This is a genomic window from Hyphomicrobium sp. DMF-1 (assembly GCF_027886585.1).
Lineage (GTDB): Bacteria > Pseudomonadota > Alphaproteobacteria > Rhizobiales > Hyphomicrobiaceae > Hyphomicrobium_C > Hyphomicrobium_C zavarzinii.
This window is the reverse complement of sequence record NZ_CP115706.1, coordinates 3336105-3350773: the sequence shown is the minus strand read 5'-3', so window position 1 is coordinate 3350773 and position 14669 is coordinate 3336105. Positions and strand designations below refer to the sequence as shown.

Genomic DNA, 14669 nt, shown 5'->3' with positions numbered 1-14669 from the left:
TGAAGCGGAACCGATCCCGCTTTTGAGGCTCTGCCACATTGGGATGGCTGGAGCGCTAATGCTGGTGCTCGCCAGTCGCGATTTCCGGCGCGGATTTTTCAGCTCCTACATCAAGGACTGGGGAGCGATCCTGCTGGTGATGTTTCTCCTGTATTTCATTGTCCTGGCGAGCATTTACCCGAGCGCTCGTATTTCGGCGGAATATCAGAAAATATGGTTCAGCCGCCTTTGTGCAGGGCTGGCACTCGGATTTGTGCTGCTCTACGCAACTCGGACATCTAAGAGCAGTGCCGGCGACACAAATTTCCGTTGGGAATTGTCGGCGCTGGGCCTTGCGCTCGCGTCGTTGGTGTGGATCACCGCGCGGCTGCTCCTTATCTGCCGCTCGGATATCTTTCTTGTTCAGTACAGGGCCGGCGCGCCCGTCATCTATCAGGCATTCGGTGACTATCTCTTCCTTTGGTACTTCTGCGTCGTCGCGTCCGCCCGTCGATTGTTCGCCGCTCGCAACACGCTGCCCGCGCTTGCGGCGCGGGCGAGCGTTTACCTGGGCCTCGCGGTGTGGACTGTCTTCATCGCGCAAGTTGTCGGCTCCAATGGAGCTGCAATCGGGATCGCTCTTCTTGCCGTCTTGATGTTCGGGTGCGATTTGTTCGTCGGAGTGCGCAGCATTGAGCGCCGGTCAAAGTGGGCGGTTGGTGCAGTGCTTGCCGGAACGGGAGTGCTCGGTGCCGCTCTGGCGGTGAGCATTGCCATCAGCGTTCCGCCGCTCAGGATGTTCAACTATGAGCCGTTCCTTCGCGTTGCCGCTCTAGACCTTGCGTCGGACAGTTCCGACGATATCCCGCCGCTGACCATTGTTGCCGGCAGCAGCGTATCCTCGCGCTGGAAGATCATTTACGAGGACGCGGTTGATCAGCTTGCGCTCGATCCAATGTTCGGCGACCTCGGCGCCGAGGTGAAAACCTTTCGCCCCGGCGGCTATATTCACTCGTTGATTTCGGTCCAATCGCACACCGGCCTTATAGGCTCCATGCTCCTGATCGGTTTCCTTTTGAGCCGGGCTAAGGTCGCATGGCGCACCTTGGGTGCCGACGACATCCCGGCCGTAGCATTTCTGATCGTGGTCCTGCTCGTCGCTCTGACAGCGAGATTTTTCGTCTGGCTTCCCCTCTGGTTTGCGATCGGCATGCTGTTGGCCTTGCGAGGACGCGTACCGCCCGGCGAGCGTCCACTGGCGCAACGTCGTTTTGCGCTGGGGCTGTCCAGCCGTCGGGTGCCCCCAGGCTGGCCCCCCTTGTAATCCTGGTGGAGGATCGGACGGGCCGTACCCGGCCAATGGCGTGCCGTTGCCTCCGCTCTTGCTGCACACGCGAAAACGAAGAGTGTCGCGGGCGCAGCAGGCATGCGCTATTCTTGACAAATGTCACGGATCGGGCGGGACGTCATCGATGTCAGCGAACCGCCCGAGAGGCGGCTTTGGCGAGGCGGCGCGGCGGAGGGGAAGCATGGGGACGGCATCGCTATCGGGCAAAATTGATCCCGTCGTTCGCGAGATCTCCACCAGCGACGTCATAGAGGCCTTGGCGCAAGGCGTGCGGGATTTCCAAGCCGCGCCCTGGTACGGCATCCTGCTAGGCGGTCTCAGCGCCATCACGGGGATCGCGATCGTTGCGACCTTGCAGATTCTCGGGATGCCTTACCTTGCCTACCCGATCGGGGCGGGCTTTGCTCTCGTCTGTCCGTTTGTCGCGGCCGGGCTCTACGAGGTGAGCCGCCGTTTGCAGACGGGAGAGCCGCTCTCGGCAGGCGAGATCTGGCGCAAGGTGAAAAGCCGCAGCGAGGTCCGCTGGATGGGCTTCATGACGGTCTTCGTGCTCATCATGTGGATGTATCAGGTGCGCCTGCTCATGGCCCTGTTCCTTGGTTACAGCGGGATGGGCGCGTCCCTTCACGACTTTGTCAATATCGTGCTGACGACCACGAACGGTCTTTTGTTCCTGCTGGTGGGTAATGTCATCGGCGCGGTGCTGGCAACCATCCTGTTCTCGCTCTCGGTGGTGTCCTTTCCGCTCGTCCTCGATCGCGATGTGGACTGCGTGACCGCCATGATCACGAGTGTGCGCGCGGTCGCAATGAATCCGCTGCCCATGCTGCTGTTTGCGGTGGTGATCGTCGCATTGCTGGTTCTCTCGGCTTTGACGGGATTTTTGGGACTGCTGGTCGCATTGCCGGTTCTCGGTCATGCGACGTGGCACCTTTTCCAGCGTGTGGTTGCGCCGGAGCCGGCACAGGCTCTTCAAGGCGCCTAGCCGGAACACGAAGCGCGGCCCGCTCATCAAGGCATTGTGATGCGCGCTTTCGCGACCACGGAGATTGAGTTCGCGCGCCCCGAACCTCCCACCTGACGAAGAAGCCCCCGAATTACGCAAATGTGCGGAACCGCGCCAGCAACGCTGGTTGATCGGCGGTGCTGATAATGGGCTTCTGCCTAGGATTTTCCCTCAGCGTGTGAAATCGCAGCAGATCCGCGCAGCGCACCAGTCATCCAGCGCAATTCGGGAACGCCTCGAAGCTCGGCGGCGCCTTCAGCAGCGGGCGCGAGCTGCATCGGCGGAGAACGCTCGAGTGCCCGCACGCCTGATCCGGGTCATTACGCGCTATGTTTTCCGACGAATCACACCAGAATAACCCACAAGAAAATGTACGGACAGATACAATCAGATAGCTGAGTTATTTATATGCCAAAGATCATTTCGGCCTGCTTGGCTCTCATGTGCGGACCACTGATGATAGCTCTGGCGCAGTCGGCCGCTTACGCGGAGCCGACACCTGCAACCCGCGCCGCAACGGTGCCCGCGCCGGTTTCGTCCGATCCTCACGCGACGTCCGCGACGTACGGGGATTGGGTTTTGGTCTGCCAGAAGGTTGCGGATGAGGCGGGAACGGCAAGCCGGCTCTGCGAGGTCTCGCAATCCGTTCAGGTTCAGGGCCAGTCTGGCCCTATCGCGCGGCTCGCGATTTCAAAAACCAAAAGCCCTGCTGCCAATGTCCTGACGATTGTTTTGCCGACCAACGTATTGCTCACCGAAGGGCCGAAAGTGGCAATCGATGAAAGCGATCCGATCGCCCAGAATCTCATCTGGGCGAGATGCTTGCCTGGCGGATGCTTTGCGGAGGTCGCGCTGAAAGACGACGTTCTCGCGAAATGGCGTGCGCAATCCGAGCGCGGTCGCCTTGATTTCAAGGATGGCTTGGGCCGCAGCGTCGCGGTGCCATTCTCCTTCCGCGGGCTGGCGCCCGCCTACGATGCGCTGAGCAAAGAATGACGATATGCAGGATGTGAAGCAACAAGACACCTGTCCGCCGCGCGCTTTCCATCTCGTCTCCCAGCGGACGAGGTGGCGATGAGCTGTGAGCGGGGCCGATATCGGAAACGGGCTGGAATACTCGTCACGCTGTTGGCGCTCGCGCCGTTGAACGCAGGTGCCCAGGCGCCACCTGCAAGCCAGGTCACGCCGGAGACGCTACGTCCCCCGGAGGACTTTGGCGGCGGAGGCATCGTGATGTCGGGTGCCGCGCCTCTCGATGTGCCCGCAGGCGCAGAACGGCTCACGGTGACGATTGCGAACGTACGCATCGAAGGTGGTTTCCCGGAGCTTGCCGCTGTCACTGCTGAACTGTCGCGTCAGATCGTGGGGCGGCGCACGACTGCCGCGGAGCTCTACGCGTTCGCGGGCGTGGTAGAGCAAGCCTACGCCGCCGCGGGGTATGTGCTGGCGCGCGTGGTGCTCCCGCCGCAGACGCTTCTCGATGGAGGAGAACTCAGGCTTCTTGTCGTCGACGGTTATGTCGAGGATGTCGACGTTCAAGCCTTATCGCCGCGCGTGCGCGATGTCGTCGTGTCTCGCATGGCGCCGCTCATCGGCCAGCGCCGCATCAAGCTGGATGAAATCGAACGCCGGCTGCTTCTCGCGTCTCACGTGCCGGGCCTACGGCTGCGCAGCACGCTCGCGCGTGGGCGCGAGCAGGGCGGCACGCGGCTGATCCTCAATGGCGAGCATAGCATGGTTGGCGGCACGCTCGGCGTGAACAACCACATGAACGAGAGCTACGGGCGCTGGCAATACGCGTCGTCAGCGGAGGTGAACAGCGCATTCGGGTTCGGCGAGCAGGTCTACGGTACCTACATCGGTTCCGACGAGCTTGGCGCCACGCTGGACGGCACGGCGCCGCTTCGCATCGCCGGCGTCGGCGCTGTCATCCCGATCAGCACCGATGGTCTGACGCTGAACCCCGAATACACGCATTCGAGATCGCGCCCGATAGATCAGCTTTTTGCGACGCAGGACGTGTTCGAGCGCTTTGCGCTTCGCGTCTCCTACCCTGTTGTCCTGACGAGAGCGCGCAGGCTCGATGTCGAGGCGCTCTACGAGCACAACGAAGCCATCTCCGAGGCCATCGACTTCGGGCTCGACCTCGACCATGACCGCTACAGCGTCGTTCGTCTCGGTCTCGATCATACGTCCTATACGTCGCGCGGGGCGCCCGTTTTCCTGTCGGCGACAGTCTCCCAGGGGCTGGGCGGCCGGGACGAAAGCGACGCCATTGCGTCCGGCGTGCCGCTCTCGCGCATGGGCAGCGATCCGGACTTCCAGAAGCTGGTCGCGGAGATGCACTACATCCATCCGCTTCCGGAAGACCTGCGGGTAAGCCTGCTCGTGCGCGGTCAGACATCCTTTGGCACACCGCTGTTCGCGTCGGAGCAGTTTTCTCTGGATGGCCCGCAATCGATCTCTGGCTTCGAGAGTGGCACGTTCAGCGTCGATGAAGGTCTCCTCGCGCGCTCCGAAATATCGAGATCGTTTTCGCTCCCCACCGTGGCATGGGCAACGGTGGTAACGCCGTACGTGTTCGGTGCGGCGGGGCGCGGCTGGCTTGTCGAGCCGACAATCGTTGAACCTGGAAGGATCGACGTTGCATCCGTGGGCGTCGGTACGCGTGCCTTCGTGGAGGGGCCGGACGGATTGCCCTTGGGCTCGATGAGCCTCGAGCTCGCTCGGCGGTTCACGGACGACCCGAGGGCCGAGGAAGGGTATCGCGTGATGTTCAATGCTGGCGTGAAATTCTAGAACTGGATTTTGACACCATGTCAGCGAGACGTTTCCGCCGCATCTCCTACATCGCTTTGCTGGCCGTGCTCGGAGTGCACCTGGCGCCCGTCACAGGCGAGGCGCAGCAGCACGCATTGCCGCAAGGCCCGAGCGTCGTTTCGGGCGGCGTGACTGTGGGGGCGCCGAGCGGCGGCGGCCTGACCGTCACGCAGTCCACGCCGCGCGCGATCGTCAACTGGAATAGCTTCTCGGTCGGCCAGCCGAACTCGGTCACGTTCCAGCAGCCGGGATCATCGTCCGCGATACTCAATCGCGTGACTGGCGGGACCACATCGACGATCGCAGGCAAGGTCAGCGCCAATGGACAGGTGTTTCTCGTAAACCCGAACGGTATCGCGATCACGCCGACGGGCAACATCAACGTCGGCGGCGGCTTCGTGGGATCGACGCTCGACATTCGCGATCAGGATTTCCTCGGCGGCGTGCTGGACTTTTTCGGTACAGGCTCGTCGGCAGGGGTCGTCAATCAGGGCTCCATCCAGGCGGGCTCAGGTGGCTTCGTCGGCCTGTTGGGCGGCAACATCTCGAATGCCGGCACCATCTCGGTGCCGCTCGGACGCGTCGGCCTCGGTGCAGGCGAGCGGGCAGCGCTCGATCTAACCGGCGACGGCTTTCTGCAAGTCGCCATCCCGCCCGGGACGGTGAGCGCGCGCGCCCTCATCGACTCGAGTGGACGGATCAAGGCGCCCGGCGGACGCGTGGAGCTCAAGGCTGCAACCGTTCGCCGCGCAATCCGCGACGCCGTAAATGTGTCGGGTACGATTGCCGCGAAATCGGTTTCGGGTGTCGATGGCGCCATCGTTCTTGGCGGCGGCGAGGGCGGCAACGTCAACGTAACCGGCACGCTCGATGCCGGTGGTGCAACGAAGGGCGGCGCCGTCGACGTCAGCGGCCGCTCCGTCAGGATCGACGGCGATGCGAGAATTTCGACGAGGTCCGAAGCGGCAAAAGGCGGCGCCGTCACCATAACCGCGAACGACAAGATTACGCTCGGCAAGGCCAAAATCGATGCATCCGGCGCAACCGGCGGCGGGCATGTTCGGATTGGCGGCGACCTGCAGGGCGGCGGCACCCTCACGCGTGCGCATGATGTCGTGATTGGAGCCGATGCCGAAATCCGTGCCGATGCGGCGGTCGACGGAAACGGCGGCACGATCATTGTCTGGTCCGACAGTCTGACCTCGTTTGAAGGGCGCATTTCGGCGCGAGGAGGCGCGCTCGGGGGGGACGGCGGTTTCGTAGAAGTGTCCGGCAAGCAAGTGCTCGACTATCGCGGACTTGCGGACCTGACGTCTTACAAGGGCCGTTTCGGCACGCTGCTGCTCGACCCGTATGACATCACAATATGGTCGGGCGCTTCTGCGCGTGTGAGCGGTCTCACGCCATCCGCAAACGACAGCCTGATCAATGTGTCCACGCTGCGGGATCAGATCGAGCTGGCGAACGTCACGCTGACGACAGGGGCCTCCGGCTCGCAAAACGGTAACATCACGCTTCTGGCTCCGCTGAGCTGGACTGCAGATACGGTGCTGACGCTCTCGGCGGCGGGGAGCATTTTTGTTCACGCGCCTATCGTTGCAACGGGCACGTCGGCGGGGTTTGCCGTGAACCACGGGGGCCAGTTCAAAGTCTCGCCGGGCGCCTTTGTGTCGCTGCCGGGCGCCAGCTCAACGTTCTCCGCCAACGGCGAAAGCTACACCATGATCCGCTCCGTAGCGGATCTCCAAGCCATACAAAACGGTCTGGCTGGAAAGTATGCAATTGCGGTTGCCATCGACGCGGCTGATACGGCGACATGGAATGGCGGTGCCGGTTTTAAGCCCATCGGAAAGGATTATCCGTTCTTCACCGGCAGTCTCCAGGGCCTCGGAAACCCGATCGTAAACTTGACGATCAATCGGCCGGGCGAAGACCGGGTCGGTCTCTTTTCTGTAACTGACGGTGGGGCGTTTATTTCCAACGTTGCCCTCGCCGGAGTCTCCATTACTGGACAAAGCAAAGTTGGCGGGCTGGTGGGGACGAGCTATGGGGCCTCCACCATCTCATCGAGCTATGTAACCGGCAGCATCTCGGCAAATGGCTGGGAGAGCAGTGTCGGCGGTATCGTCGGTTACGCTTGGAACGGGGGCGTGATCGCCGACAGTTTTTCGTCTGCCGACGTCACTGGAACGGGTGTTGTTGGCGGTCTTGTTGGTTTCAATCAGGGAACGATAACGCGAAGTCACGCGACAGGCACGATAACCGCAACGAACTATATCGCCGGCGGTCTCGTGGGATCGAACTACGGAACCGTACAGTTTAGCTATGCAACCGGCGTTGTGCATGCGGCCAGCATGATGGCTGGAGGTCTAGTCGGAGACAATACCGATGGCAGAATTGATTACAGCTATTCAACCGGGTCTGTAACAGGCGGCGACTCGGTCGGCGGGCTGGTCGGCTACATGAACAGGGCTGCGGTTTTAGGAAGCTATGCGACCGGTTCTGTAGCAGGCCAGAGCAGTGTCGGCGGGCTCGTTGGAGCTAGCGCCAACAGTTCTCACGTCACGCAGAGCTACTGGGACATCCAAACCACCGGGATTTCATGGGGCTATAGCTATGCGAGCGGCACGTTCTCCGCGACCGGCCTGACAACGGCTCAAGCAACGTCGCAAGCCAGCTACACCAGCTTTGATTTTACCAACACATGGGTCAGCTTCGACGGAGCGCGGCCGATGTTGCGCCATGAGTATTCGCAAGGGATCTGGAACACCAACCAGCTCCAGCTCATGGGGTTGAAACTCGGCGGACGATACGTCCTGACACAGGACATCGATGCAAGGGCAACAGGGGTCGCCTCATCCGTATGGGGCACGAGCGGCTTCAGTCCCGTCGGCACATCGTCACAGAATTTTACCGGCTCGTTCGATGGGGCAGGATTTGAAATCTCCGGCTTGACGATCAATCGCGCGTCGCAAACGGACGTAGGTCTCTTTGGGCGGGTACGAGGCAGCTCTGCACGAATTTCCAATGTTGGCCTTGTCGGCGGCTCCATCAGGGGCGGGACGAACACAGGCTCGCTCGTCGGTCAACTTGAGGTAAATGCCACCGTCTCGAATAGCTATGCGTCGAGCACGGTCGCTGGCACTACGGCTACGGGTGGTCTTATTGGAATAATAAGCGCGGCGACGGTGGAAGGAAGCCATGCGACTGGCGCGGTCACGGGACAAGCGTCTTCGGGAGGTCTAGTCGGAAGCGTTACCGGTACGATCCGCGACAGCTACGCGACTGGCACCGTGACGGGTGACGGGTCGATGGGAGGGCTCGCCGGAGGTGCCTCAAGCGCTACGATCAGCGGCAGCTACGCGACGGGAAATGTCACCTCCACCGGCAACTCGGTTGGAGGTCTGCTCGGTGGCGGAACACAGACGACCGTCTTGTCCAGCTATGCGAGTGGGACCGTGCAGGGCGCAGAGAGCGTTGGCGGCTTGATCGGATCGCTGGCGTATGGGTCCACGCTCTCCAAGAGCTACGCGACGGGTGCCGTCTCAGGCACGACGCAGGTCGGCGGCCTCGTGGGTTATCTACGGGAAACCAACCATTCTCCATTGACCTCCGTGACCGAGAGCTACGCGACCGGAAACGTCACGGCGACCGGGTCGAAAGTCGGCGGGCTCGTCGGGTACAGCAACTACTACACCACAGTGGCCAAGAGTTACGCGACCGGAAATGTATCCGGCCTGACGAACGTAGGCGGGCTCATCGGCGAGAGCTGGCAATACACGAAAATTTCGTACAGCTACGCGACTGGGACTGTATCCGGCACGACCAGTGTTGGTGGATTGGTCGGAGTGTTGCAGCAGGCCAGCACGACCCTGAATTCGTATGCCACGGGCGCGGTGACTGGAAGCAGCCGGGTCGGCGGATTGGTCGGATCTCTGTCCGGAAGCACCGTGATGCAAAGCTACGCCACCGGCGACGCCAGCGGTCCGGAGTCGATCGGCGGCCTCGTAGGATATCTTTACCAAGGCTCGGTTTATTCGAGCTACGCGAGAGGCAACGCGACCGGAACTGGCGGCAGCAGCAATCTGATCGGCGGTCTCGTCGGAGTGAGCCACGGCTCTTACCTCGAGTCCAATTACTCGACGGGGACGGCGCTGGGGACCACCAATGTGGGCGGCTTCATCGGCTTGAACAACGGTTCGAGCTTGTCCGCGAACTATTGGGACACGCAATCATCCGGACGCGCGACCGGTGGCAGCGGCGTCTCCTACGGGGTGACCGGCCGCACCACAGCGCAGATGCAGGACATCTCAAATTTCGCCACCAACTTTGTCGGTTGGGATTTCAGCGGCATTTGGGTTCCGCCAAACCAAGCGGGCCAAGGCGGCGATACGACTGCCCACTATCCCGAACTCTATGCCATGGCGCGTGCGATTGCCGTGAAGGCAGATGACGCGTCTGTGACGTACGGCGACGCGAGACCATCCTTCACATATGGGCGGTATGGCGGATACGATGCCGTCACAGGGGTGACCGCGTATGTGTTGGCGGGACCGGAAACGATAACGCCGAGTGACATTCCGGGCGCGTTCTCGTTGGCCGATCCAAATGCGAGCTCGAAGAGCTCGACCGGGCACGATAACGCCGGAAGCTACGCCATCACCGCCAACGCCGTGGCGAGCCCCGGTATCTCGGCTGCATCGCCGGCAGGCACGGAAACCTATCGTTTGATCGTCGTGCCCGGAACTCTGACCGTCGATAGAAAGGCGCTGACGGCGACCGCGACGGCAAACAACAAAGTCTATGACGCGACGGCGGCCGGCAGCGTGACCTTCGCGGACGACCGCCTCTCCGGCGATGTGTTGACTGTCGACAGCACAGAAACCGTGTTTGCCGACGTGAATGTCGGGACTGGAATTGCAACAACCACTTCGGGGATCACTCTCTCTGGAGCAGACGCTGCAAACTATAGCGTCAACGCAACGGCGACATCGTCGGCCGACATCACAGTGCGGCACGTAACGGTCACGGCCGATGCCGGTCAGTCGAAGGTCTACGGCACCACCGATCCCGTTCTCGCGTATGCGATCAGCTCCGGCTCTCTGGTCGGGAGCGATGCGTTCTCGGGTGTTCTGTCGCGAGCCGCAGGCGAGAATGTCGGCAGCTATGCCATCGGCCAGGGCTCGCTGGATCTTGGCGGGAATTACAGCCTCACCTTCACGCCCGGCACGACCTTTGCCGTGACGCAGCGGCCGATCACCGTGGCGGCAAACGGAGGTCAGTCGAAGGTCTACGGCAACGCCGACCCGGTGTTCGCTTACGCAATCAGCTCCGGCTCGCTGGTGGGGAGCGATACGTTCTCGGGTGTCCTGTCGCGAGCCGCAGGCGAGAATGTGGGCAGCTATGCTATCGGCCAGGGCTCGCTGGATCTTGGCGGGAACTACAACCTCACCTTCACGCCGGGCACGACCTTCGCCGTCACGCAGCGGCCGATCACTGTGGCGGCAAACGCAGGTCAGTCCAAGGTCTACGGCACCACAGATCCCGTGCTCGCGTATGCGATCAGCTCCGGTTCTCTGGTGGGGAGCGATACGTTCTCGGGTGTCCTGTCGCGAGCCGCAGGCGAGAATGTGGGCAGCTATGCCATCGGCCAGGGCTCGCTGGATCTTGGCGGGAATTACAGCCTCACCTTCACGCCGGGCACGACCTTCGCCGTGACGCAGCGACCGATCACCGTGACGGCAAACGCAGGTCAGTCCAAGGTCTACGGGAACGCCGACCCGGCGTTCACTTACACCATCGGCGGCCTGGGCTTGGCGTTCAGCGATACGCTTTCGGGCGCCCTTGCCCGTGCAGCCGGAGAGAACGTCGGAAGCTACGCCATCGGCCAGGGGACCATAGCGGCTTCGTCCAATTACAGCCTCACCTTCACGCCGGGTACGACCTTCGCGGTCACGCAGCGGCCGATCACTGTGGCGGCAAACGCAGGTCAGTCCAAGGTCTACGGCACCACAGATCCCGTGCTCGCGTATGCGATCAGCTCCGGTTCTCTGGTGGGGAGCGATACGTTCTCGGGTGTCCTGTCGCGAGCCGCAGGCGAGAATGTGGGCAGCTATGCCATCGGCCAGGGCTCGCTGGATCTTGGCGGGAACTACAACCTCACCTTCACGCCCGGCACGACCTTTGCCGTGACGCAGCGGCCGATCACCGTGGCGGCAAACGCAGGCCAGTCCAAGATCTACGGCAACGCTGACCCGGCGTTCGCTTACGCAATCAGCTCCGGTTCTCTGGTCGGGAGCGATACGTTCTCGGGTGTCCTGTCGCGAGCCGCAGGCGAGAATGTCGGCAGCTATGCCATCGGCCAGGGTTCGCTGGATCTTGGCGGGAATTACAGCCTTACCTTCACGCCGGGCACGACCTTCGCCGTCACGCAGCGGCCGATCACCGTCACGGCAAACGCCGGTCAGTCGAAGGTCTACGGGAACGCCGACCCGACGTTCACTTACACCATCGGCGGCCTGGGCTTGGCGTTCAGCGATACGCTTTCGGGCGCTCTTGCCCGTGCAGCCGGAGAGAACGTCGGAAGCTACGCCATCGGCCAGGGGACCATAGCGGCGTCGTCCAATTACAGCCTCACCTTCACGCCGGGTACGACCTTTACCGTGACGCAGCGGCCGATCACCGTGGCGGCAAACGCAGGTCAGTCCAAGGTCTACGGCAACGCCGATCCCGTGCTCGCGTATGCGATCAGCTCCGGCTCTCTGGTCGGGAGCGATGCGTTCTCGGGCGTTCTGTCGCGAGCGGCAGGCGAGAATGTCGGCAGCTATGCCATCGGCCAGGGCTCGCTGGATCTTGGCGGGAACTACAACCTCACCTTCACGCCCGGCACGACCTTTGCCGTGACGCAGCGGCCGATCACCGTGGCGGCAAACGCAGGCCAGTCCAAGATCTACGGCAACGCTGACCCGGCGTTCGCTTACGCAATCAGCTCCGGCTCGCTGGTGGGGAGCGATGCGTTCTCGGGTGTCCTGTCGCGAGCCGCAGGCGAGAATGTGGGCAGCTATGCCATCGGCCAGGGCTCGCTGGATCTTGGCGGGAACTACAACCTCACCTTCACGCCGGGCACCACATTCGCGGTCACACAGCGGCCGATCACCGTGGCGGCAAACGCCGGTCAGTCGAAGGTCTACGGGAACGCCGACCCGGCGTTCACTTACACCATCGGCGGCCTGGGCTTGGCGTTCAGCGATACGCTTTCGGGCGCTCTTGCCCGTGCAGCAGGCGAGAACGTCGGAAGCTACGCCATCGGCCAGGGGACCATAGCGGCGTCGTCCAATTACACGCTCACCTTCACGGCGGGCACGACCTTCGCCGTCACGCAGCGGCCTATCACCGTGACGGCGGATTCCGGTCAGTCGAAGATCTACGGCCACGCCGACCCGGCGTTCGCTTACACCATCGGCGGCTTGGGCTTGGCGTTTAGCGATACGCTTTCGGGCGCGCTGACCCGCGCAGCCGGAGAGAACGTCGGAAGCTACGCCATCGGCCAGGGCACCATAGCGGCGTCCTCCAACTACGCGCTCACCTTCACGCCCGGAAGCACATTCGCGGTCACGCCGCGAGCGATTGCGGTCACGGCGGACACAGGCCAGGCCAAGGTGTACGGCAACGCTGACCCGGTGTTCGCTTACGCGATCAGCTCGGGCACGCTCGTGGGAAGCGACGCGTTCTCCGGCACCCTCGACAGAGCGACAGGCGAGAACGTCGGAACGTATTCCATTGCGCTGGGTTCGCTCACGCTCGGTCCAAACTATACCCTGACGGTTACGCCGGGCACGACCTTCGCCGTGACGCAGCGGCCGATCACCGTGGCGGCAAACGGAGGTCAGTCGAAGGTCTACGGCAACGCCGACCCGGTGTTCGCTTACGCAATCAGCTCCGGCTCGCTGGTGGGGAGCGATGCGTTCTCGGGCGACCTGTCGCGATCGGCAGGCGAGAATGTCGGCAGCTATGCTATCGAGCAGGGCTCGCTGGATCTTGGCGGGAATTACAGCCTCACCTTCACGCCGGGCACCACATTCGCGGTCACGCAGCGACCGATCACCGTGACGGCAAACGCCGGTCAGTCGAAGGTCTACGGCAACGCCGACCCGGTGTTCGCTTACGCCATCGGAGGCCTGGGCTTGGCGTTTAGCGATACGCTTTCGGGCGCGCTGACCCGCGCAGCCGGAGAGAACGTCGGAAGCTACGCCATCGGTCAGGGAACCATAGCGGCGTCCTCCAATTACACGCTCACCTTCACGCCCGGAACCACATTCGCGGTCACGCCGCGGCCCATCACCGTGACTGCCGACGCAGGCCAGTCCAAGGTGTACGGCAACACTGACCCGGCGTTCGCTTACACCATCGGCGGCATGGGGATGGCGTTCAGCGATGCGCTTTCGGGCGCGCTGACCCGCGCAACTGGAGAGGACGTCGGAAGCTACGCCATCGGCCAGGGCACGATAGCAGCGTCCTCCAACTACGCGCTCACCTTCACGCCCGGAACCACATTCGCGGTCACGCCGCGGCCCATCACCGTGACTGCCGACACAGGCCAGTCCAAGGTCTACGGCAACGCCGATCCGGTGTTCACCTATCACATCAGCTCGGGCACGCTCGTGGGAAGCGAGGCGTTCTCAGGAGTACTGGATCGCGTTTCTGGCGAGAACGTCGGGACGTATGGCATCGGCGCAGGCTCCTTGGCGCTGAGCGCCAACTACACGCTGAGCTTCGTTCCGGGCACCTCATTCGCGATCACACCGCGGCCCGTGACGGTTGCTGCAAACGCGGGTCAAACCAAGATCTACGGCAACGCCGACCCTGTTCTCGCGTATGCGATCAGCTCCGGCTCGCTGGTGGGGAGCGATGCGTTCTCGGGCGACCTGTCGCGATCGGCAGGCGAGAATGTCGGCAGCTATGCTATCGAGCAGGGCTCGCTGGATCTTGGCGGGAATTACAACCTCACCTTCACGCCGGGCACGACATTCGCCATCACGCCGCGCTCGCTCACTGTCACGGCGTTGAATGTCACGCGCGTCAACGATGGCGTCGCATTCTACGGTGGCAACGGCGTGAGCTACGCCGGCCTCGCCGTTTGGGACACGCCGTCGGTCCTGGGGGGCACGCTCCTTTACGGCGGAAGCGCCCAGGGTTCTCACAAGACCGGGAGCTACGACATCACGGTCTCCGGCCTGTCATCGGGCAACTATACGATCGGCTACATGCCCGGCATGCTCGTCATCGATCCCAAGCCCCCGTCAGGTCCGAGCCTGAGTTCGATGACGCCGCAAACACTTGTGGCTGGCCAAACAATGGAACGGTGGAGCAGCGACAAGACTTCGCCTCTCTTCCCCGTCGAATTCAACAATCAGGTCGCCGCCGACGAAGATAGTGAAAACGACTGAAAGCAGCTCGCCCGAGTGATCGTCCGTTTGGGCAGTGAGGCATGGTGAGGTGAGGGGCTTTTGCTACGAT

5 protein-coding genes are annotated in these 14669 nt (G+C 62.5%); all 5 read left to right on the top strand.

Features of this window, described 5'->3' with window-relative positions; genetic code table 11:
* Positions 1-58 precede the first annotated feature (58 nt).
* Positions 59-1303, top strand: a complete 1245-nt coding sequence (locus PE058_RS15385; RefSeq protein ID WP_271028811.1) for a hypothetical protein — start codon at positions 59-61, stop codon at positions 1301-1303.
* Between the two features lie 205 nt (positions 1304-1508).
* Positions 1509-2312: a DUF2189 domain-containing protein gene (locus PE058_RS15380; protein WP_020087313.1), complete on the top strand. Its 804-nt coding sequence runs from the start codon at positions 1509-1511 to the stop codon at positions 2310-2312.
* A 477-nt stretch (positions 2313-2789) separates the two neighbouring features.
* The gene (locus tag PE058_RS15375; protein WP_020087312.1) at positions 2790-3329 is read left to right on the top strand and encodes an invasion associated locus B family protein; all 540 of its coding nucleotides are present in this window, start codon (positions 2790-2792) and stop codon (positions 3327-3329) included.
* Between the two features lie 78 nt (positions 3330-3407).
* A complete protein-coding gene (locus tag PE058_RS15370) occupies positions 3408-5132 on the top strand; it encodes a ShlB/FhaC/HecB family hemolysin secretion/activation protein (protein WP_271028810.1) in 1725 nt (574 codons plus the stop codon).
* Between the two features lie 17 nt (positions 5133-5149).
* Positions 5150-14599: an MBG domain-containing protein gene (locus PE058_RS15365; RefSeq protein ID WP_271028809.1), complete on the top strand. Its 9450-nt coding sequence runs from the start codon at positions 5150-5152 to the stop codon at positions 14597-14599.
* The last annotated feature ends 70 nt before the right edge of the window (positions 14600-14669 follow it).

Bases quoted from the DNA above. Each gene is read 5' to 3' on its own strand.
- PE058_RS15385 (WP_271028811.1), top strand. From the start codon at position 59: ATGCTGGTGCTCGCCAGTCGCGATTTCCGGCGCGGATTTTTCAGCTCC.
- PE058_RS15380 (WP_020087313.1), top strand. From the start codon at position 1,509: ATGGGGACGGCATCGCTATCGGGCAAAATTGATCCCGTCGTTCGCGAG.
- PE058_RS15375 (WP_020087312.1), top strand. From the start codon at position 2,790: ATGATAGCTCTGGCGCAGTCGGCCGCTTACGCGGAGCCGACACCTGCA.
- PE058_RS15370 (WP_271028810.1), top strand. From the start codon at position 3,408: ATGAGCTGTGAGCGGGGCCGATATCGGAAACGGGCTGGAATACTCGTC.
- PE058_RS15365 (WP_271028809.1), top strand. From the start codon at position 5,150: ATGTCAGCGAGACGTTTCCGCCGCATCTCCTACATCGCTTTGCTGGCC.